Consider the following 19,886-nt stretch of genomic DNA (forward strand, 5'->3'; position numbering starts at 1 on the left):
TCGCGAGCAGGCTCGCTCCGCCAGGGGATTGGTATGTTTTCAAGGACAAGACTATGCAAGCCATCAACAACCTCAACCTTACCTCGCTGCTCGACACCCTGATCAGCCTCAGCGCCGCATTCCTTCTCGGCGGCCTGATCGGCTTCGAGCGACAGTACCGGCAACGCACCGCCGGCCTGCGGACCAACGTGCTGGTGGCGGTCGGCGCGGCGATTTTTGTCGACATGGCCAACCGTCTCGCCGGGGCCGAGGGCGCGGTGCGCGTGGTGGCCTACGTTGTCTCCGGCATCGGTTTTCTCGGTGCCGGTGTAATCATGCGTGAGGAAGGCAACGTGCGCGGTCTCAACACCGCTGCCACCCTGTGGACCTCCGCTGCGGTGGGTGCCTGCGCCGGTGCCGACCTGCTGGCCGAAGCCGTGCTGGGCACGCTGTTCATCCTCGCCGCCAATACGTTGCTGCGGCCGATCGTCAATAACATCAACCGCCAGCCACTGGACGTGGTCTCGGCCGAAGTCACCAATATCGTCTACGTGATCGCCCGACGTTCACAGCAAAAAGCTGTGCTCGCCTTACTCGAAGCCGAGCTGGAACGCAGCAACTATCCGGCCAGCGACGTCGATGTGCACGCCTTTGGCGCCGACGAAGTCGAGATCGAAGCGACGCTGGCGACCACTTCGGTGGACGGCGATGAGCTGGATGCACTGATCGCGCGGATCTCGACGTCGGCGCTCGTGGTGCAGGCATTCTGGAGTCCGAGTACGACTGAATGACGTTCCTAAGACATCCACTGCCTTTGATCAATCAAGTAAGCCACGCCGGTGATTGCGGTGTGGCTTTCTTCTTGGTTCGCCTCCAGAAATCCCGCTCGTTTATCAGACTTGTCCTACATGTTTTGCTGCGTGCATTGATTAGAGTGTTCCGCTGATTGGAAACATTTCCTACGGCCGGCGAAATCAATGTCCTACAAACACTGGCGAATTCTCGTTGCTGAAGAGCAACTCATCGAGCGCAACCGAATCTGCAAGTCCCTCAACGAACTGGGATATCGCACGCTCACACCGGTGCGTTCGTTTCGTGAACTGCTGGGCGTGACCCATTACTCGTTCGAACCGTTCGAGCACTTTGATCTGCTGGTCATCAACGGTGTGCTGATCGCTGCCGCCGGGATTGATCCGGTGCGGTTTTTCCAGAGCAATTCGCAGATTCGTCACGGTGTGATTTATGACGCACGCCGTGGCCAGGCACAGGCAGAAACGATTTATGCCAACCAGCGACGCCAGTTGACGCTGATCCGTACGCCGGACCGGCAAACCCTGGCTGCACTCCTTGAACACCTCGATATTTAGGAAAAGTCCCATGAGATTTGAGACTTTTCCTAACGAGTTCTGCGCAGAAACGCCGGACACTTGTGCCAATTCCACCATCCTCGAGGCAACGATCATGCCCCTTCAGCCGCTTCGAATTCTGGTGCTCGAAGATCACGCGTTCCAACGCTCGGTTGCGGTCAGCATCTTGCAAAGCCTGGGGTTCCGGCAGATTTACGAAGCCAGTGACGGCGCGCAGGCACTGGCCCTGTTGAAGGACATCGGCTGCGTAGACATTGCCCTGTGCGACTTGCAAATGGAGGGCATGGACGGCCTGCAGTTCTTGCAACGCGTAGGCGCGTCCGGGCAGGTAAAGTCGGTCATCATCAGCAGCTCGTTGTCGGCCGATCTGCGCCGCGCGGTGCATCAAATGGTGACGCTGCTCGGTCTGGACCTGCTGGGCGATGTCGGCAAACCACTGCATGCCCAGGTGCTGGGTGATCTGCTGGACAAATATGTTGAGCGGCCGAGCCTTCTCGAGGCTGCGCCTGCGTTCGTCACTCTGGCGAGTGAAGTGTCCGTGCGGCGGGCACTGGCCGATGGGCAGCTGCACGCCTGGTATCAGCCAAAATTCAATCTGCGCAGCGGTGAAGTCTGCGGTGTAGAAGTGCTCTGCCGCTGGCTGCATCCAACCCGCGGCATTATTTCGCCCGCGCTGTTCATGCCGGTGCTGGAACGCTGTGGCCTGCTCGACGCGTTGCTGTTCTCTCAGCTCGATCAGGCTTTGGATATTCAGCGAAGCGCCCGGGAGCAGGGTTTCTTCCTGAATCTGGCGTTCAACCTGCAAGCCGTGCAGTTGGCCAACGCTGAGCTGACCGCCTCCCTCAAAGACATTCTGGCGCGCCACGCCGCTCAAGGCGCGGGCCTGACCTTTGAACTGACCGAGAGCGGTTTGCTGGAAGCGCCGGCTACCAGCCTGGAAAGCCTGGTGCGGTTGCGGATGATGGGGTGTCGCTTGTCGATCGACGACTTCGGGGCCGGGTTTTCCTCGCTGCAACGCTTGTGTCAGTTGCCCTTCAACGAGATCAAGCTTGACGGTGATTTCATTCGTAACCTTGAGCGTGAACCCCGTTGCCGGGCAGCAATCAGCAGCACCTTGGCGCTTGGCGAAACCCTCGGCATGACCGTGGTGATCGAGGGCATCGAGACCGATGCGCAGCGCCGCGAGCTGCTGGCACTGGGATGCACGCAAGGGCAGGGGTATTGGTACGCAAGACCGATGGCCGGAACCGATTTGCTGAACTGGCTGCAACGGCGCAGTTATCGGCAGATCTCGGGCGAATGACTTTTTAGGAAATGTCCTACAGAACCTGCCGTTGAGGTTGCGTAGTCTTGCCGCACTGAAAAACCTGATCACCGGGAGATTGACCATGATCAATAAAGCCCTGCGTATCCTTATCGCCGATCCGCAGCATTTTCACCGGATGAAAGTCGAGCGTCTGTTCAACGGCCTCAACTACTACCGCGTTGCCCCGGTGCAGAGTATCGCCGAGCTGTTGACGCTGGTGGACTACGGCTGCGAACCGTTCGACGTGGTGGTTATCAACGCTGAACTGGCGATGGGGTCGCTGGATCTGCTGGGGTTTTTTCTCGACAACCCCCAGGTGCGGCATGCGCTGATTTACAACGAACCTTCGGCGCCGTTGCAGGTGAAATCAGGTTTCGCGCAGGAGAACGTGCAGATCAGTCATGCGGCGCTGCCCAATGAACAGGCAATCAGGCACTTGATGGCGTTGGTCGACGCACCCCAGTGGAAACAGGCCGTGGTTGAGCAGCGTCGGGCCTATGCATAAAAATACTCGCGCCGCAACTGTCAGATCTGACAGGTGATTTCCATTCCATTGCGTGCAACAGTCGCTGCGCAGCCATTGAGTCTGGATCAGCCGATCCCGGTGATCTTATTGCCAGATTTTTTAGTGGGAGTGGAAATGAAGTCAGCGCTGATCGTCGACGACCACCCAGTGGTGCGCGCCGCCATCCGAATCGTGCTGCAATCCGAGGGTTTCAAGGAGATTCACGAGGCGTCCAGTGGCAACGAGGTGCTGCAAATGATTCGCGAGCACCAGCCCCGGTTGGTCGTGCTTGACTTGGGTCTGCCAGCACTCGACGGGCTGGACGTCATGGCTCGAATCAAGGCCAACGACCTTAAGTGCAAACTTCTGGTGTTCAGTACTCACGAAGCCTTGTTTTTCCAGGAGCGGTGTCTGCGCGCTGGGGCGATGGCTTACGTCACCAAGACCAATCAACTGCAACAGCTGCACAAAGCCATTCAGGCAGTGATGGCGGGCTACACCTATTTTTCCGCGATGCCGGACAACTTCAGCGTGTTGAATGCAGTGCAAACCACGGAAAAACAGATGATCGATCAGCTCTCCGATCGAGAGTTGAGCATTTTCGTGCAACTGGCGCAGGGCAAGCCCAACAAGACAATTGCCGAGGACATGCACCTCAGCCATAAAACGGTCAGTACATATAAAACCCGACTGATGAAGAAGCTCGGGATGGGTACAGCGGTGCACTTGCGCGATTTCGCCAAGCGCAATCATTTGATCTGAGTAGCCGGACATGAGCCAGGGAGGGCGTGCCTTTTGGCTGTGGCTTAGCCTTGTTACCTCTTGCTGGGCGAGTGAAGCGCCGCAGGTTCTCGAGGTGCTGACTCGCTCCGGGCTGGATAATGTCCAGATCCGTCTGGACGAACAAGACCGCCAATGGTTGCGTCAGCATCCGGTGTTGCGGATGGGCATTTCAGGTCGCGATTACCCACCGTTCGAGATCACCCGCAATCAGCATGAACTGGAAGGGCTCACAGCCGATTACGCCGACCTGCTGGCGCAACTGCTGGGCCTCAGAGTCGAAGTCCGGCGTTTTGCCAACCGGGATGCGGTGATGGCGGCACTCAAACGTGGCGATCTCGATGTATTGGGGACATCCAACAGTTTTGAGATCGCCGACCCTGCGATCGTTCTGTCCCGACCCTATGCCGAAGATCAGCCAATGCTGGTTACCCGGCTCGAAGAATCCATGCCGATGGATCTCTCGGGCAAGCGTGTCGCCATGGTCGAGGATTACATGCAGCTGGCGACGGTGCAGGCGTTCTACCCTGAAGCGAGCGTGCAACTTTACGCCTCGGCAATGGATGCACTGGGAGCCGTGGCGTTCGGTGCGGATGATGTTTATCTGGGCGATTTCATCAGTGCCAGTTACTTGATCAACACCAATTATCGAAATGACCTGCAATTGGCAGGGCCCGCGGGACTTGATGCCAACCCGTTCGGCTTTGCGCTGATGCGCAGCGATGTGCGCCTCAAACGTCTCGTCGACAACGCGTTGGCGGCGATTCCCATGGAGCATCGGCAACGTATCGAACAGCGCTGGAGCGTCGGTCTTGCCGAGATGGCTGAACAAACACGGGTGCAGCTCAGTGCCGCAGAGCAGCAGTGGCTGGATCAACATCCGGTGGTGCGGGTCGGCGGTGTCGAAGATTTTGCCCCGCTGAGTTTTTTTGACGCGGATGGGCGTTTCAGTGGGCTGGCGGCACAACTGTTGAGCCTGATCAGTCAGCGCAGCGGGCTGAATTTCGAGGTCGTGCGCGGGCAGTCGCTGGATCGACAGATCGAGCAACTGCAGGTCGGTGAGCTTGACGTGCTACCCGTGGTGACGCCCAGCAGCGAGCGTGAAAACGAACTGCGATTCACTCGGGCCTACATGAGCAATCCGTTTGTGCTGGTCAGTGCGACAACCGAGGCAAGCCCGCGCAACCTCGATGAGTTGGTGGGTAAACGGCTGGCGATTTATCGCGGCCACCCGTTGCGCGGCTATTTGCAGGAACGGGTCTCGGCATTACGTTTTGTCGAAGTCAAAAGCCCCGCCGAAGGCATAGCGTTGATTGCCAGGGGGCAGGCAGACGCCACCGTCAGTTCGTTGCTGGTGGCGCGATTTGTGATTGCCCGTCAGCATCGCGAGCGTCTGCGTATTGCCAGCACCATTGGCGATCAACCGGCCCGTATTGCCCTGGCCACCGCACCACAATCTTCGATGCTTCATTCGATCCTGAACAAGGCATTGCTGAGCATCGCTCCGCAACAGATGGACGAACTGGTTGCACGCTGGAGTCATGATGTGGTGGTGGAAGAGAGCTATTGGCTACGACATCGCCGCGAGATTCTGCTGGGTTTTGCAGGGGCGGCGAGCCTGCTGTTGGCGGCGCTGATCTGGATCGGTTTGCAGCGCAGACAGATCCGTCAGCGTCAGCAGTGGTTGCAACAATTGCAGCAGGCCAAGGACGCCGCGGACGACGCCAATCGGGCCAAAACCACGTTTCTGGCGACTATGAGCCATGAAATTCGTACGCCAATGAATGCATTGATCGGGATGCTCGAGCTGGCGCTCAAACGTGCCGATGAGGGCGTGACCGATCGCCTGGCCATTCAGGTGGCATCCAATGCCGGGCAACAGTTGCTGGCACTGATCGGCGACATCCTCGACATCGCGCGTATTGAAACCGGGCATTTGTCCCTGGCTCCCGAGCGGGCAAACCTGCGGGAACTGGTGGTGTCGGTGTGCCGGGTGTTTGAAGGACTGGCGCGACAGAAGTGCCTGTTGTGGCACGTCGAGTTGGGTGAGCACAGTGACGTCGATGTATTGATTGACCCGACGCGCTTCAAACAAGTGTTGTCGAACTTGCTCAGCAACGCTATCAAGTTCACTGAAGACGGCGAGGTGAGCCTGTGGCTGAAAGTGACAGCGGTGTCGGCTGAGCGACTGGCCGTGAAAGTGGTCATCAAAGACAGCGGGATTGGCATCAGTGCGCAGGATCGGCAACGGTTGTTCAGCCCTTTCGTACAGGCGAGCAATAACGCTCAATCGGCGCGCGGTGGTTCCGGATTGGGCTTGGTGATCAGTCGCAGCCTCTGCGAAATGATGGGCGGCTGGTTGCACCTCGACAGCGAGCCGGGTCGCGGTACGCAAGTGCAGGTCAACCTCGAACTGCCGCTGCTGGCCGGTATCGCGCATGCCCCGGCAACACCGCTGACGCAGGATATGCCTGTGTGCCCACTGAGCGTTCTGGTGGTGGATGATCATCCGGTGAACCGTTTGTTGCTGTGCTGGCAGTTGAGTGAGCTGGGCCATCGAACGATTGCCGCCGAAGATGGCTATGAAGGACTGGAACGTTGGCGGACACAGCCCTTCGACGTGGTCATCACCGACTGCAACATGCCGCGGCGCAACGGCTATGAACTGGCGCGGGCCATCCGTGACGAAGAAGCCGCGAGCGGCCGCGCGCCTTGTCTGTTGATCGGGTTCACCGCCAATGCTCAGGTCGAGGAGACGGTTCGTTGCCTCGATGCCGGCATGGACGAATGCCTGTTCAAACCGATTCGCTTGCACGATTTGCAGCAGGCGTTGACGGGGGCCAGCCATTGCGACAGTGGTGTCGAACCGGTCGAAGACATGGCCCTGACAGAAATCGACCTGAGCGCGCTGGAGCAGATGGCCGGCGATGATCACTCGATGATTGATCACCTGCGTGAAGAAGTTTTGCGCAGCCTGCACCACGATCTGCAACGCCTCGACGAGTTGAACCACGAGCATGACAGCGACGGGTTGCGCGAACTGGCCCATCACATCAAGGGCGGCGCGCAGATGGTGGGGGCAGCGCGTGTGGTGGCAGCTTGCGCGGGTCTTGAACAGGCGTGTATCGAGGCCGAAGCCGATACCGTGATCATGGCGATCCATACGCTGCGCGAGGCCATGAATGGTCTCGCGCAGCGTCTTCAGGGCTGAGCATTCAGTCGCGCTGATTAATCCCAGTCAGGCGCAATGCCTTTCGGGCTGGTAAGGCGATGGCCGCGATCCAGTGTGGCGATTTGCGCCATGTCGGCATCGCTCAACGTCAGGGTCGTGGCGCCGAGATTGCTTTGCAGGTTGGCGCGTTTGGTCGATGACGGAATCACCGCAAAACCCGACTGCATGGCCCAAGCCAGAGTGACTTGCGCCGGGGTGGCGTGCAGGCGTTCGGCGATCTGCTGGATCAGAGGGTCTTTCAGCACTTCGCCATAGGCGAGGGTCATGTATGAGGTGATGTGGATGCCCTGACTCTGGGCGAACCCGGCTACTTTGCGGTTTTGCAGGTACGGATGCAGCTCGATCTGATGGGTCGCGATGTTGTCGGCACCGACTGCAGCAATCGCCTGTTTCATCAGGTCGATGGTGAAGTTGGAAATACCGATCTGCCGGGTCAGGCCCAAACGCTTGGCTTCCAGCAGGGCCGTCATGAACTCTTCGACGGGCACTTGATCGTCCGGCGATGGCCAGTGGATCAACGTCAGGTCGAGGTAGTCGGTCTGCAGTTTTTGCAGGCTCTCTTTAAGGCTGTCGATCAGGCGCTCTTTGGCGAAGTTGGCAACCCAGATCTTGCTGGTGATAAACAGCTCTTCACGTGGGATGCCGCTAGCGGCGATGGCCTGGCCGACGTCGGCTTCGTTCTCATAGATCTGTGCAGTGTCGATGACCCGATAGCCGAGTTCGAGGGCGGTGCTCACTGAATCGATGACCACCTGGCCTTGCAGGCGGAACGTACCAAGGCCGAAAGCGGGAACAGACATGAAGACTCCAGGGGTTGCAGTGGGAATGGCCGGGAGTATCCGCGTTTGCTTTCGTGGGAAAAACCGTTGGTAGCGCAAAGCATTGTTGATCAGAAATCATGAATCAATTCCGAGACTTGTGATGTCTGGCCTGGCCTCTTCGCGAGCAAGCTCGCTCCCACAGGGAATTGTGTTGGTGCTGAATTGTATTTACATCCCGAAAACCTGTGGGAGCTGGCTTGCCAGCGATCGCCGCGACTCGGTCTTGAGGCTGCCGAAGTTCACTGTCCTCCAGATAGAACGCTGAAGCTGATTTTTGCCGTCTAGTGCAATCATCGTCATGCAATTAAGCTTAATCCATTGCGTCATCCACACCTTTGGAGCCAATCATGAAAAACATCATCGGTATTTACACCAGCCCTCGCGGCCATTGGGTCGGCGATGGTTTTCCGGTTCGCACACTGTTTTCCTACGACAACCTTGGCCAACACATCAGCCCGTTCTTGCTGCTCGATCACGCGGGGCCTGCCGAATTTACGCCGACCACCGAGCAGCGCGGCGTGGGTCAGCATCCGCACCGTGGTTTTGAAACCGTGACGATTGTTTACGACGGTGAGGTGCAGCACCGCGACTCCACGGGCAGCGGTGGCACCATCGGCCCGGGCGACGTGCAATGGATGACCGCCGCTTCCGGAATACTCCACGAAGAGTTCCACTCGGAAAACTTCGCCAAAACCGGTGGCAAGCTGGAAATGGTTCAGCTGTGGGTCAATCTGCCCGCCAAGGACAAGATGGCCGCGCCGGGTTACCAGACAATTCTCGATCGTGACATCCCGCGCATTGCGCTCAAGGACAATGCCGGCAGCCTGCGTTTGATCGCCGGTGAGTTCGACGGCCATACAGGTCCGTCGCGTACCTTCACGCCAATTGATGTCTGGGATCTGCGCCTGAACGCTGGCAAGTTGCTGGCGCTGGATCTGCACGAAGGACGCAATACTGCGCTGGTGGTGTTGAAAGGTTCGGTGCAGATCAATGAACAAGAATCGGCGGAGCAGGGGCAACTGGTGTTGTTCGAGCGCGACGGCCGTCAACTGGCTCTCAAAGCTGCAACCGACGCCGTGGTGTTGCTGCTGAGCGGCGAGCCGATCGACGAACCGATCGTCGGCCACGGCCCGTTCGTGATGAACACCGAGCAGGAAATCCACCAGGCCTTCGCCGACTTCCAGTCCGGGCGTTTTGGCCGAATGCAGGGGTAATTCCAGCCACACCAGACCCCCTGTAGGAGCTGCCGCAGGCTGCGATCTTTTGATCTGGTTTTTAAAGATCAAAAGATCGCAGCCTGCGGCAGCTCCTACAGTTTTTTTGTTGCGGGGGTTGAAATCAATTACTCCTACACTGTCCCCAATCTGTGCGATCTTCGCGCGATTAGCCTTCGTCGGAGTTGTTTGATGCTGTCTCTGCTGACTGAACATCCGTTGTTTTGCGCGTTTATCCTGATCCTGCTCGATCTCGGACTCTGGCGTCTGATCAGCTCCCATGGCAGTGAATGGAAACTGCTGGTGCGGGTGCTGATTTTCGCGGTGTTCAGCCTTCTGCTGTTCAACGAAGGGCTCAATCCGATGGAGCCTGCGCCATGGGCCGATAACGTTCCTCTGCACCTGGCGGCGACCGGGTTGCAGATCGGCTGGTGGTTATTCGGCGCGCGCACGCTAACGGTGTTGATCGGTGCGGTCATGATGCAGCGGGTCGGGCACACCGGGCGGCTGCTCCAGGATTTGCTCGGCGCGGTGATTTTCCTGATCGCAATCATCGCGGCATTGGCGTACGTGCTGGATCTGCCGGTCAAAGGAGTGCTGGCGACGTCCGGCGCACTGGCGATCATCGTCGGTCTGGCCTTGCAGAGCACGCTGAGCGACGTGTTTTCCGGCATCGTCCTCAACACCACCAAGCCGTATCAGCTGGATGACTGGATTTCCATCGACGGCACCGAAGGCCGCGTCACTGATATCGACTGGCGTGCCACGCGTCTGCAAACCAGTCAGGGCAGCATGGCGGTGATTCCCAATTCGTTGGCGGCCAAGGCCAAGATCATCAACTTCAGTCGGCCAAGCAACATGTTCGGCGTATCGGTCAGCGTGCAGGTCAGCCCCCATGCGCGGCCCCATTCGGTGATCGACGCGCTGGAGCGGGCGATGCAGGGCTGTCGGCAACTGCTCGACACGCCCGCACCGAGCGTGGCGTTGAAAAGCTCTGGCAGCAGTGGCGCCGAATACGAGATCAGCGGTTTCGTTGCCTCGATGAGCGAGAAGCGGTTGGTACGCAATCAGCTGTTTGATCTGGCGTATCGGCACTTGCAGGCATCCGGGGTCAATCTGCTGTCGAGCAATGAAGGTGACGTACCGACCCATTCGTCGCGACCGCGTGCGTTGCTCGACAGCTCACCGATCTTTTCGACGTTGCGCCAGGAAGAAAAGGACACCTTCAGCCAGAACATGGTCCTGCAAACTTTCCGCGCCGGTGAGGTGATTCTGGCGGGCGGGGAGGTCAGCGATCACTTGTTCATTGTCGAGTCGGGGGTGGTCTCGGTGACATTGAAACGTAACGGCACACCGTTCGAGTCCGGGCGCATGGGCCCGGGGGAAGTGATCGGCGAGGCCGGAATTCTCGCCGATACGTCGTTGCCGGCGGATTTCACGGCAAAAACCTTTTGCGCCCTGTATCGCATCGAGAAGTCCTATCTCAAGCCGTGTCTCGATGCGCGGCACGACATCAACGATGCAATGACGGCGCTGTTTGATTACCGTCTGCACAAGGCGCAATCGCTGACCGAGGAAGCGCCGGTGGTGTTGCCAAAGAAAGGCTTTTTGCAGTGGCTGCGCAGTCGCGCCTGAGCCTTTGAGCGCTGTTGTCGCACGCCGTCGCGGAACGATTCAATGCAACCAGTGCGGGGGCGATCAGGTCAGATTTTTCACAACCTCTGACACGAGCCCCGGACGATGAAAAACCTGCGGATCGCCACCTTCAACGTCAACGGCCTGCGCGCGCGGCTGCCCAATCTGCTGGAGTGGCTCAAGCGCGAGCAGCCGGACATCGTTTGTCTGCAAGAACTCAAATCGCTCGACAGCGCGTTCCCTGCCGCCGAACTGGAAGCGGCCGGTTACGGCGCGATCTGGCACGGTCAGGCGGCATGGAACGGTGTGGCGATCCTCGCCCGCGATGCGCAACCACTGGAGAGTCGGCGCGGCTTGCCCGGTGATCCCGAGGACAAGCACAGCCGTTATCTGGAAGCGGCGGTGCACGGCGTGTTGGTCGGTTGCCTGTACCTGCCCAACGGCAACCCGCAGCCGGGGCCGAAATTCGATTACAAACTGGCATGGTTCGAACGGTTGATCGCCTATGCGAAAGACCTGCAAAGCAGTGATCACCCCGTGGTGCTGGCCGGCGACTACAACGTCGTGCCCACCGACATGGACATCTACAACACTCGGTCATGGCTGAAGGATGCGTTGCTGCAACCCGAAAGCCGCGAGTGTTATCAGCGATTGCTGGATCAGGGCTGGACCGATTCGCTGCGGCATCTGTATCCCGAAGAGCGGCTCTATACATTCTGGGATTATTTCCGCCAGCACTGGCAAAGCAACTCCGGCCTGCGCATCGATCATCTGTTACTCAATCCGGCGCTGAGCCCTTACCTGCACGAGGCCGGCGTAGATGCCTGGGTGCGCAATGAACCGCACGCCAGCGACCATGCACCGACATGGATTCGCATCGGATCACGGAAAAAACGCTAGAGGCGATTGGTGAAATCAATTGTCGAATTCAACGCCCCATACCGTATACCTGGCGACCATCAACGCAGTGACTTGCGGCCCCATGCATAAGGACTGAGCAATGAGTGAGCCACGTCTGACGAATTTGAAACAATACCTGCAACGCCTGGGTTTCGAGGCGCCACCGCCGCCGACCCTGGAAACCCTCCGCGAGTTGCAATGGCGCCATACCGGCGCTTTCACCTTTGAAAATCTCGCAACGGTCACCGGCGCCCCGGTATTGATCGATCTTGCCTCGATCGAGCAGAAAGTCTTGCACAGTGGGCGCGGCGGTTACTGCTACGAACTCAATCATCTGTTTTTTGCCCTGTTGCTTGAGTTGGGCTTCGACGTTCGTGCCATCAGCGGGCGAGTGATCATGAATCAGCCCGAAGGCACCTGGACCGCGCGCACCCATCGCTTGAGTCTGGTAACCCTCGACGGCGTGCGCTACGTCACCGATGTCGGCTTCGGCGGCATGGTGCCGACCGCACCGCTGATGCTGGATACCGAGGCCGAGCAAGCCACACCGCACGAACCTTATCGCATCGAAAAACAACCCGATGGCTACATGCTGCGCGCCAATGTCGGGGGCGAATGGCGGCCGATGTACCTGTTCGATCTGCAACGCCAGGAAGACATCGATTTCACCATCGGCAACTGGTACGTCTCGACGCATCCGCAATCACCGTTTGCCAATCGCCTGATGGTTGCGCGTACTGGCGATGGCTGGCGGCGCATATTGAACAATGGCAGTTTCGCGATCCACCGCATCGGTGCCGAGAGCGAGCGGCGTGATGTCATCGACGTCGATGAACTGATTGAGTTGCTGCTGCAGGAGTTCGATCTACATTTGCCTGAGCGGCCGCATGTGCGCGACACCTTGGCGCGGTTGATTGTCCCGGCCTGAGGCCTATGGCTTCGCATCCGGCTCCAATACCCGGCGAATTTCCCCTACCGCTGCCGACAGTTTCTTCTCAAGGCTCTTGAGGTCGGCGGCCGTGATGCCTTTCTTGAACTGCCCGGAATGGGCCGAGTCATCGGCTTGGCCCTTATCGCCAGCGCTGTCGAGCAGCGCATGGCGCAGGGTGTTGTTGATCACCGTCTGATAACCAAACCCCTCGTTTTCCGCCACCGTGCGCGCGGCGTCTATAACGGCATCGTCGAGCATGATGGTGATGCGGGTTTTGCCCTTGGTGGACACCGCTGCGCCACGTTTGCCCTGAGAGAAGTCATATTCATCTTTCATCGGTCAAGCCTCCAGAAAATACTCGCAACGTTCGCTCGGGGTGGCGAAACGTGCAGAAATAACGCGTACGACATTCGCTTCGCGGTAACTGTACGCAACGACCAATAAACGTCCCCTGGCATCGAGGCCGAGGGTGATCCAGCGTTGTTCGTCATGGTCGTTGTCCTCAATGGTCAGTGCGCGTTCATCGTGAAAAACCGCTTCAGTCTCTGCAAGGCTGAAACCCCTGTGCTTGAGTTTATTGGCTGCGTTCTTGCTTTTGTCGTACTGAATGTCGAATGACTTCATTATGCATACTTTATATGTATAAAAAAGGGCGCGATCGCACCGTCGGTCGCCATGGTCACTTCAGCCTAGTGGTAGATAGAGCAGGGGCAGGAGGGGATGTGTTGCCGGATTTGTGGGGGATGGAAGCTGCGGGATAGAAGCTTGGGTGGTTACCTATCCATTATCTGACTGATAAGTTGTATACAACTCTATGGACATTTGTCACGAGTATTGAATACAGTGTGCGCATAACAAAAACTAGGGAACCCCCCCATCATGAAAACGCCCCATGTTTCACACCAACGGCCCGAGGACGAAAACCTCGGGGTCGGCGCGAATATGGCTTACGGCCTGCAACATGTTCTGACCATGTATGGCGGTATCGTCGCGGTGCCACTGATCATCGGTCAGGCGGCCGGGCTGTCGCCCGCAGACATTGGTTTGTTGATTGCTGCTTCATTGTTTGCGGGGGGGCTGGCGACACTGCTGCAAACCCTGGGTCTACCGTTTTTCGGCTGTCAGTTGCCGCTGGTACAGGGTGTGTCGTTTTCCGGCGTTGCGACCATGGTCGCGATCGTCAGCAGCGGCGGGGAGGGTGGCTTCCAGTCGGTGCTTGGCGCGGTGATTGCCGCGTCGCTGATCGGTCTGTTGATTACCCCGGTGTTCTCGCGCATTACCAAGTTCTTCCCGCCGCTGGTGACCGGCATTGTGATCACCACAATCGGCCTCACGCTGATGCCGGTGGCCGCGCGCTGGGCCATGGGCGGCAATAGCCAGGCGCCGGACTTCGGCAGCATGCAGAACATTGGTCTGGCGGCGGTCACGCTGGTGCTGGTGTTACTGCTGAGCAAGGTCGGCAGCTCGACCATCTCGCGCTTGTCGATCCTGTTGGCTATGGTGATCGGCACGGTGCTGGCCGTGTTCCTTGGCATGGCCGACTTCTCTGGCGTCACCACCGGCCCGATGTTCGGCTTCCCGACGCCGTTCCATTTCGGCATGCCGACTTTCCACTTCGCAGCGATTCTGTCGATGTGCATCGTGGTCATGGTGACGCTTGTGGAAACCTCGGCGGACATTCTCGCGGTGGGTGAAATCATCGGCACCAAGGTCGATTCCAAACGTCTGGGCAATGGACTGCGCGCAGATATGCTGTCGAGCATGTTTGCGCCGATCTTCGGCTCGTTCACCCAGAGCGCTTTCGCCCAGAACGTCGGGCTGGTGGCGGTGACCGGGATCAAGAGTCGTTTTGTGGTCGCCACCGGTGGTCTGTTTCTGGTAGTCCTTGGCCTGCTGCCATTCATGGGCCGAGTGATCGCGGCAGTGCCGACCTCGGTACTCGGCGGCGCAGGTATTGTGTTGTTTGGCACCGTGGCCGCGAGTGGTATCCGTACGTTGTCGAAGGTTGACTACCGTAACAACGTCAATCTGATCATCGTTGCGACCTCGATTGGTTTTGGCATGATCCCGATTGCTGCGCCGAGCTTCTACGATCAATTCCCGAGCTGGTTCGCGACCATTTTCCACTCGGGCATCAGCTCGTCGGCGATCATGGCGATCCTGCTTAACCTGGCGTTCAACCACTTCACTACCGGCAACTCTGACCAGCAGTCGGTGTTTGCGGTGGCGGAGGAGCGAACTCTGCGCTATCGCGATCTGGCGGCGCTGCGTGAGGGTGACTACTTCTGCGACGGCAAACTGCATGACTGCGATGGCAAGGAAGTGCCGGTGATCGAAGTGGACACGGATCACGACCATGGTCACGGTGCGCCGAAGGTGCAGATGAAAAGCAGCGAGCATGTTTGATCGCTGATCGAATAAAAAGGCCGATCTGTTGGAAGACAGATCGGCCTTTTCGTTTTCGTGGAGATCAAAAGATCGCAAGCTCCTACAGGGGGAATGCATTTCAAGCTGTAGGGGCTGCCGCAGGCTGCGATCTTTTGATCTTTCCGAGCGCCCACAAAAAAGCCCCTGAACCTTTCGATTCAGGGGCTTTGCTATTTGGCTCCACAACCTGGACTCGAACCAGGGACCCAGTGATTAACAGTCACTTGCTCTACCAACTGAGCTATTGCGGAATTGGTGCGTATGTTACTGATTCAAAAAGAGAAGTCAAGCGTCTGTTGTTGAATTTTGCAATTCGTCAGGACGGACGGTGGTTTACCGGCAATTGGCGGTTACCAGAATCGCCTCAGGGGTCTACCATGGCCGCCCGGAAGTGGTCACACGCGCTGCCGGCCATTCGCCGAAAAGGTACGCGCCATGAATCACACATCACTGTACATCGAGGTGCTCGCATGACCACCGCTCAAATCAGCCTGCCAAAAGGCGTCGGCCCGCACGCCGAAAAACTCTTCGATGCAATCACTCAGGCCAGCACCGCTGAAGAATTGAACCGCGCTGGCGGCAAGGCTGAGGGTTTTGTCCTCGGCCTGGAAACTGCCAAGGCCATCAAAAGCCAGATTGCCGAATCGCTGTACGTTGTCTATGACGATGCCGCCAGCCAGCGTGCGAGCGAACTGGCTTAACTGCCGAAGGTGATGGTGCCCATCATCAACTTGGCGTAAGCCGCGGTGGTCGCCAGTTGCACCAGCCACAAGACCAGGCCGCCGAGAAACACCCCGGTCGCCACTTGCAGTACCAGGCTTTTTTCGCGTTTGGCCGGGGCGCGCGGGATGAAATCGTCCATTTCGTCACGATCGGCGCGCAGGTTGTCGTTTTTCATGTTGGCTCTCGCAGAATTCTCGGGTTGACTCATACCCTGTGGGAGCGAGCCTGCTCGAAGGCTTTGTGTCAGTCGACAATAAGTTGAATGACACAGCGCTTTCGCGAGCAGACTCGCTCCCACAGTTAAATCTGTGTGCAGTTTAGAGGGTGTGGACTGTTTACCGGGACAAATAAAAACGGGAAGCCAGAAGGCTTCCCGTTTTTCATCACAATGCGAAATCAGATGACCTGAACAATCGCATCGGTTACAGCCTTGATGTTGCTCTGGTTCAGAGCCGCCACGCAGATGCGGCCGGTGTCCAGGGCGTAGATACCGAACTCGTTGCGCAGGCGATGAACCTGTTCAGTGGTCAGGCCGGAGTAGGAGAACATGCCACGCTGACGGCCGACGAAGCTGAAGTCGCGCTGCGGTGCTTTTTCTGCCAGCAGGCTGACCATTTGCTCGCGCATGCCGCGAATACGCAGGCGCATTTCCGCCAGTTCGGCTTCCCACTGCGCGCGCAGTTCCGGGCTGTTCAACACGGCGGCGACGATGCTTGCACCGTGGGTCGGCGGGTTGGAGTAGTTGGTGCGGATCACGCGTTTGACTTGCGACAGCACGCGCGCGCTTTCTTCTTTCGACTCGCTGATGATCGACAGTGCACCTACGCGCTCGCCATACAGCGAGAACGACTTGGAGAACGAGCTCGAAACGAAGAAGGTCAGGCCCGATTCTGCGAACAGGCGCACAGCCGCGGCGTCTTCGTCGATGCCGTCACCGAAGCCCTGGTAAGCCATGTCGAGGAACGGCACGTGACCTTTGGCCTTGACCACTTCCAGCACGTTGTTCCAGTCCGCCGGGGTCAGGTCGACACCGGTCGGGTTGTGGCAGCAGGCGTGCAGGATAACGATCGAGCCGTTTGGCAGGGCGTTGAGGTCCTCGAGCATGCCAGTACGGTTCACGTCGTGGGTGGCAGCATCGTAGTAACGGTAGTTCTGCACCGGGAAACCGGCGGTTTCGAACAGCGCACGGTGGTTTTCCCAGCTCGGGTCGCTGATCGCCACAACCGCGTTCGGCAGCAGTTGCTTGAGGAAGTCGGCACCGATTTTCAGTGCGCCGGTCCCGCCGACGGCCTGAGTGGTGATGACGCGACCGGCGCTGATCAGCGGCGAGTCGTTACCGAACAGCAGCTTTTGCACGGCCTGGTCGTAGGCAGCGATGCCATCGATCGGCAGGTAACCGCGCGAAGCGTGTTGAGCGACGCGGATCGTTTCGGCTTCGATAACGGCGCGCAGAAGTGGAATTCGCCCCTCTTCGTTGCAGTAAACACCTACGCCCAGGTTGACCTTCGTGGTCCGGGTATCGGCGTTGAATGCTTCGTTGAGGCCCAGGATTGGATCGCGGGGTGCCATTTCGACAGCGGAGAACAGGCTCATTTTTGCGGCGGCTCTGAATGGAGAGTGGAGGGACGTGTCGCGCTCCAGCCGGATGCACTAGAGCGGTGCACAAACGGGGAGCTAGTATAGAGGCCATCACTGAGCAATGGCGACAGGCGATTCGGCTTTTAGGGTAAGTTTTTCCGATTATTTCTTGACCGTTAGTCGATTGAACGTGTCAGAGTTTTTACCGGATGTAGGACGTTTGCCTTGAAAGCCAAGGCAATCGCCACCACATTCAGCACAATCCAGATTTTTCTTGCGCGACATCGGTCGTTTGCGGTCGTCCCCGTGGTGTTCCGCTTTACTCGGAACCCCGCGATCCCAGAGGTGTGTATGTCCGAATTCCAGCTAGTCACCCGCTTTGAGCCCGCCGGCGATCAGCCGGAAGCCATCCGCCAGTTGGTTGAGGGCATCGAGGCCGGGTTGGCGCACCAGACGCTGCTCGGTGTGACCGGCTCGGGCAAGACCTTCAGCATCGCCAATGTCATCGCGCAAATTCAGCGCCCGACTCTGGTGCTGGCGCCGAACAAGACCTTGGCCGCGCAGCTGTACGGCGAGTTCAAGGCGTTTTTCCCGAACAACTCGGTCGAGTACTTTGTTTCCTACTACGACTACTACCAGCCCGAAGCGTATGTGCCGTCGTCCGACACCTTCATCGAGAAGGATGCGTCGATCAACGACCACATTGAACAGATGCGCCTTTCCGCGACCAAAGCGCTGCTGGAGCGCAAGGACTCGATCATCGTTACCACGGTGTCTTGCATCTATGGTCTGGGTAGCCCGGAAACCTATTTGAAGATGGTGTTGCACGTCGATCGCGGCGACAAACTTGATCAGCGTGCGCTGCTGCGGCGTCTGGCCGATCTGCAATACACCCGCAATGACATGGATTTTGCCCGCGCGACCTTTCGCGTACGCGGCGATGTGATCGACATCTACCCGGCGGAATCGGATCTGGAAGCCATCCGCATCGAGCTGTTCGATGACGAGGTCGAGAGTATTTCCGCGTTCGATCCGCTGACCGGCGAAGTCATCCGCAAGATGCCGCGCTTCACGTTTTACCCGAAAAGCCACTACGTGACGCCGCGCGAAACCCTGCTTGGCGCCATCGAGGGCATCAAGGTCGAGTTGCAGGAGCGTCTCGAATACCTGCGCAGCAACAACAAACTGGTGGAAGCCCAGCGTCTGGAGCAGCGCACTCGTTTCGATCTGGAGATGATTCTCGAGCTGGGCTACTGCAACGGCATCGAAAACTACTCACGTTACCTCTCGGGTCGCGACTCCGGCCAGGCGCCGCCGACCTTGTTCGACTACCTGCCGGCCGACGCCTTGCTGGTGATCGACGAATCCCACGTCAGCGTGCCGCAGGTCGGCGCGATGTATAAAGGTGACCGCTCGCGTAAAGAAACCCTGGTGGAGTACGGTTTTCGTCTGCCATCGGCGCTGGACAACCGGCCTATGCGTTTCGACGAATTCGAAGGCATCAGCCCGCAAACGATTTTTGTCTCGGCCACGCCGGGCAATTACGAGGCGGAGCACGCCGGTCGCGTTGTCGAGCAACTGGTGCGTCCGACCGGTCTGGTGGACCCGCAAATCGAAATCCGTCCGGCGTTGACTCAGGTTGATGATCTGCTCTCGGAAATCACCAAGCGTGTGGCGCTGGAAGAGCGCGTGTTGGTCACCACGCTGACCAAGCGCATGTCGGAGGATTTGACCGATTACCTCGCCGACCACGGCGTGCGTGTGCGTTATCTGCACTCGGATATCGACACAGTCGAGCGGGTTGAAATCATCCGTGACCTGCGCCTCGGCACCTTTGATGTACTGGTCGGGATCAACCTGTTGCGTGAAGGCCTGGACATGCCGGAGGTGTCGCTGGTAGCGATCCTCGATGCGGACAAGGAAGGCTTCCTGCGCTCCGAGCGCTCGCTGATCCAGACCATCGGCCGTGCGGCGCGTAATCTCAATGGCCGGGCGATTCTCTACGCCGATCGCATTACTGGTTCGATGGAACGCGCGATTGGCGAAACCGAACGCCGTCGCGACAAGCAGATCGCTTTCAACTTGGCCAATGGCATCACGCCTAAGGGTGTGTTCAAGGACGTTGCCGACATCATGGAAGGCGCCACGGTGCCCGGCTCGCGCAGCAAGAAGCGCAAGGGCATGGCCAAGGCCGCCGAAGAAAACGCCAAGTACGAGGCCGAATTGCGCTCGCCAAGCGAGATCACCAAGCGGATTCGGGCGCTGGAAGAGAAGATGTATCAGCTTGCTCGGGACCTGGAGTTTGAAGCGGCGGCGCAGATGCGTGATGAAATTGCCAAGCTGCGCGAGCGTCTTTTGGCTGTGTAATTGTGCGGTGAGCTATCCGCCCTCATCGCGGCCAACGGACCTGACGGACACAAACCTGGCTTAAATACCCTGCCCGCTGGAGCGGGGCGGGTGTCGCCTGTTACCATTCGCCGCTTATTGA

The 19,886-nt window shown here is 58.4% G+C and carries 18 protein-coding genes and 1 tRNA gene; 13 read left to right on the forward strand and 6 right to left on the reverse strand.

The window, feature by feature from the left end; all coding sequences use genetic code 11:
• Positions 1–53 precede the first annotated feature (53 nt).
• The 6 genes from JJD74_RS13540 to JJD74_RS13565 all read left to right on the forward strand — a co-directional run bounded on the left by JJD74_RS13540 (position 54) and on the right by JJD74_RS13565 (position 7,148).
• Positions 54–770, forward strand: a complete 717-nt coding sequence (locus JJD74_RS13540) for an MgtC/SapB family protein (RefSeq protein WP_042558576.1) — start codon at positions 54–56, stop codon at positions 768–770.
• Positions 771–956: 186 nt separating this feature from the next.
• Positions 957–1,346: a hypothetical protein gene (locus tag JJD74_RS13545; RefSeq protein WP_200614626.1), complete on the forward strand. Its 390-nt coding sequence runs from the start codon at positions 957–959 to the stop codon at positions 1,344–1,346.
• Positions 1,347–1,440: 94 nt separating this feature from the next.
• Positions 1,441–2,649 (forward strand): EAL domain-containing response regulator, encoded by a 1,209-nt coding sequence (locus JJD74_RS13550; RefSeq protein ID WP_200614964.1) that lies wholly within the window; start codon positions 1,441–1,443, stop codon positions 2,647–2,649.
• An 85-nt stretch (positions 2,650–2,734) separates the two neighbouring features.
• A complete protein-coding gene (locus JJD74_RS13555) occupies positions 2,735–3,157 on the forward strand; it encodes a chemotaxis protein CheY (RefSeq protein WP_115147592.1) in 423 nt (140 codons plus the stop codon).
• A 135-nt stretch (positions 3,158–3,292) separates the two neighbouring features.
• Entirely contained in the window at positions 3,293–3,919 is a 627-nt protein-coding gene (locus JJD74_RS13560; RefSeq protein WP_042558579.1) for a response regulator transcription factor, read from the forward strand.
• Between the two features lie 10 nt (positions 3,920–3,929).
• Positions 3,930–7,148, forward strand: coding sequence for a transporter substrate-binding domain-containing protein (locus JJD74_RS13565; protein WP_200614628.1), 3,219 nt, complete (start codon positions 3,930–3,932; stop codon positions 7,146–7,148).
• Positions 7,149–7,165: 17 nt separating this feature from the next.
• Here the strand turns inward: JJD74_RS13565 and dkgB are convergent, their stop codons facing one another.
• Positions 7,166–7,969 (reverse strand): 2,5-didehydrogluconate reductase DkgB, encoded by an 804-nt coding sequence (gene dkgB / locus JJD74_RS13570; RefSeq protein WP_200614630.1) that lies wholly within the window; start codon positions 7,967–7,969, stop codon positions 7,166–7,168.
• A gap of 368 nt (positions 7,970–8,337) precedes the next feature.
• Between dkgB and JJD74_RS13575 the strand changes: the two genes are divergently transcribed.
• The 4 genes from JJD74_RS13575 to JJD74_RS13590 all read left to right on the forward strand — a co-directional run bounded on the left by JJD74_RS13575 (position 8,338) and on the right by JJD74_RS13590 (position 12,667).
• On the forward strand, positions 8,338–9,204 hold the full coding sequence (locus JJD74_RS13575) for a pirin family protein (protein ID WP_200614631.1): 867 nt from the start codon (positions 8,338–8,340) through the stop codon (positions 9,202–9,204).
• A gap of 192 nt (positions 9,205–9,396) precedes the next feature.
• Positions 9,397–10,839 carry a mechanosensitive ion channel family protein gene (locus tag JJD74_RS13580; protein ID WP_200614632.1) on the forward strand — a complete coding sequence of 481 codons (1,443 nt, stop codon included), beginning with the start codon at positions 9,397–9,399 and terminating at the stop codon, positions 10,837–10,839.
• 105 nt (positions 10,840–10,944) lie between these two features.
• Positions 10,945–11,739: an exodeoxyribonuclease III gene (gene xth / locus JJD74_RS13585; protein WP_200614633.1), complete on the forward strand. Its 795-nt coding sequence runs from the start codon at positions 10,945–10,947 to the stop codon at positions 11,737–11,739.
• Positions 11,740–11,839: 100 nt separating this feature from the next.
• Entirely contained in the window at positions 11,840–12,667 is an 828-nt protein-coding gene (locus tag JJD74_RS13590) for an arylamine N-acetyltransferase family protein (RefSeq protein ID WP_200614634.1), read from the forward strand.
• 3 nt (positions 12,668–12,670) lie between these two features.
• Here JJD74_RS13590 and JJD74_RS13595 read toward each other — a convergent pair whose 3' ends face one another.
• Together JJD74_RS13595 and JJD74_RS13600 are read right to left on the reverse strand one after the other, a co-directional pair.
• Entirely contained in the window at positions 12,671–13,006 is a 336-nt protein-coding gene (locus tag JJD74_RS13595) for a BrnA antitoxin family protein (protein ID WP_042558586.1), read from the reverse strand.
• A gap of 3 nt (positions 13,007–13,009) precedes the next feature.
• On the reverse strand, positions 13,010–13,294 hold the full coding sequence (locus JJD74_RS13600; RefSeq protein WP_200614635.1) for a BrnT family toxin: 285 nt from the start codon (positions 13,292–13,294) through the stop codon (positions 13,010–13,012).
• Positions 13,295–13,549: 255 nt separating this feature from the next.
• Between JJD74_RS13600 and JJD74_RS13605 the strand changes: the two genes are divergently transcribed.
• A complete protein-coding gene (locus tag JJD74_RS13605) occupies positions 13,550–15,076 on the forward strand; it encodes a nucleobase:cation symporter-2 family protein (RefSeq protein ID WP_200614636.1) in 1,527 nt (508 codons plus the stop codon).
• A 196-nt stretch (positions 15,077–15,272) separates the two neighbouring features.
• Here JJD74_RS13605 and JJD74_RS13610 read toward each other — a convergent pair.
• A tRNA-Asn gene (locus tag JJD74_RS13610) sits at positions 15,273–15,348 on the reverse strand.
• A gap of 219 nt (positions 15,349–15,567) precedes the next feature.
• On the opposite strand from JJD74_RS13610, the gene JJD74_RS13615 reads away from it, so the two are divergent.
• Positions 15,568–15,798, forward strand: coding sequence for a hypothetical protein (locus JJD74_RS13615; RefSeq protein WP_042558588.1), 231 nt, complete (start codon positions 15,568–15,570; stop codon positions 15,796–15,798).
• Here the strand turns inward: JJD74_RS13615 and JJD74_RS13620 are convergent.
• Both JJD74_RS13620 and JJD74_RS13625 read right to left on the reverse strand, forming a co-directional pair.
• Positions 15,795–15,995, reverse strand: coding sequence for a hypothetical protein (locus JJD74_RS13620; protein ID WP_115147584.1), 201 nt, complete (start codon positions 15,993–15,995; stop codon positions 15,795–15,797). The genes JJD74_RS13615 and JJD74_RS13620 overlap by 4 nt on opposite strands.
• A 221-nt stretch (positions 15,996–16,216) precedes the next feature.
• Positions 16,217–17,413 carry an amino acid aminotransferase gene (locus tag JJD74_RS13625; protein ID WP_042558590.1) on the reverse strand — a complete coding sequence of 399 codons (1,197 nt, stop codon included), beginning with the start codon at positions 17,411–17,413 and terminating at the stop codon, positions 16,217–16,219.
• A 336-nt stretch (positions 17,414–17,749) separates the two neighbouring features.
• Here JJD74_RS13625 and uvrB point away from each other — a divergent pair, with 336 nt between their 5' ends.
• Entirely contained in the window at positions 17,750–19,765 is a 2,016-nt protein-coding gene (uvrB, locus tag JJD74_RS13630) for an excinuclease ABC subunit UvrB (RefSeq protein ID WP_115147583.1), read from the forward strand.
• Positions 19,766–19,886 lie beyond the last annotated feature (121 nt).

This window comes from Pseudomonas sp. MF6776 (assembly GCF_016613125.1).
Taxonomy (GTDB): domain Bacteria; phylum Pseudomonadota; class Gammaproteobacteria; order Pseudomonadales; family Pseudomonadaceae; genus Aquipseudomonas; species Aquipseudomonas iridis.

What these genes read in the sequence shown, in the direction of transcription:
- JJD74_RS13555 (WP_115147592.1), top strand. Translation starts at nt 2,735, where the DNA reads ATGATCAATAAAGCCCTGCGTATCCTTATCGCCGATCCGCAGCATTTT.
- JJD74_RS13605 (WP_200614636.1), top strand. Translation starts at nt 13,550, where the DNA reads ATGAAAACGCCCCATGTTTCACACCAACGGCCCGAGGACGAAAACCTC.
- JJD74_RS13550 (WP_200614964.1), top strand. Translation starts at nt 1,441, where the DNA reads ATGCCCCTTCAGCCGCTTCGAATTCTGGTGCTCGAAGATCACGCGTTC.
- dkgB (WP_200614630.1), bottom strand. Translation starts at nt 7,969, where the DNA reads ATGTCTGTTCCCGCTTTCGGCCTTGGTACGTTCCGCCTGCAAGGCCAG.
- JJD74_RS13565 (WP_200614628.1), top strand. Translation starts at nt 3,930, where the DNA reads ATGAGCCAGGGAGGGCGTGCCTTTTGGCTGTGGCTTAGCCTTGTTACC.
- JJD74_RS13560 (WP_042558579.1), top strand. Translation starts at nt 3,293, where the DNA reads ATGAAGTCAGCGCTGATCGTCGACGACCACCCAGTGGTGCGCGCCGCC.
- JJD74_RS13595 (WP_042558586.1), bottom strand. Translation starts at nt 13,006, where the DNA reads ATGAAAGATGAATATGACTTCTCTCAGGGCAAACGTGGCGCAGCGGTG.
- JJD74_RS13540 (WP_042558576.1), top strand. Translation starts at nt 54, where the DNA reads ATGCAAGCCATCAACAACCTCAACCTTACCTCGCTGCTCGACACCCTG.
- JJD74_RS13620 (WP_115147584.1), bottom strand. Translation starts at nt 15,995, where the DNA reads ATGAAAAACGACAACCTGCGCGCCGATCGTGACGAAATGGACGATTTC.
- JJD74_RS13545 (WP_200614626.1), top strand. Translation starts at nt 957, where the DNA reads ATGTCCTACAAACACTGGCGAATTCTCGTTGCTGAAGAGCAACTCATC.
- JJD74_RS13590 (WP_200614634.1), top strand. Translation starts at nt 11,840, where the DNA reads ATGAGTGAGCCACGTCTGACGAATTTGAAACAATACCTGCAACGCCTG.
- JJD74_RS13625 (WP_042558590.1), bottom strand. Translation starts at nt 17,413, where the DNA reads ATGAGCCTGTTCTCCGCTGTCGAAATGGCACCCCGCGATCCAATCCTG.
- xth (WP_200614633.1), top strand. Translation starts at nt 10,945, where the DNA reads ATGAAAAACCTGCGGATCGCCACCTTCAACGTCAACGGCCTGCGCGCG.
- JJD74_RS13600 (WP_200614635.1), bottom strand. Translation starts at nt 13,294, where the DNA reads ATGAAGTCATTCGACATTCAGTACGACAAAAGCAAGAACGCAGCCAAT.
- JJD74_RS13615 (WP_042558588.1), top strand. Translation starts at nt 15,568, where the DNA reads ATGACCACCGCTCAAATCAGCCTGCCAAAAGGCGTCGGCCCGCACGCC.
- JJD74_RS13580 (WP_200614632.1), top strand. Translation starts at nt 9,397, where the DNA reads ATGCTGTCTCTGCTGACTGAACATCCGTTGTTTTGCGCGTTTATCCTG.
- JJD74_RS13575 (WP_200614631.1), top strand. Translation starts at nt 8,338, where the DNA reads ATGAAAAACATCATCGGTATTTACACCAGCCCTCGCGGCCATTGGGTC.
- uvrB (WP_115147583.1), top strand. Translation starts at nt 17,750, where the DNA reads ATGTCCGAATTCCAGCTAGTCACCCGCTTTGAGCCCGCCGGCGATCAG.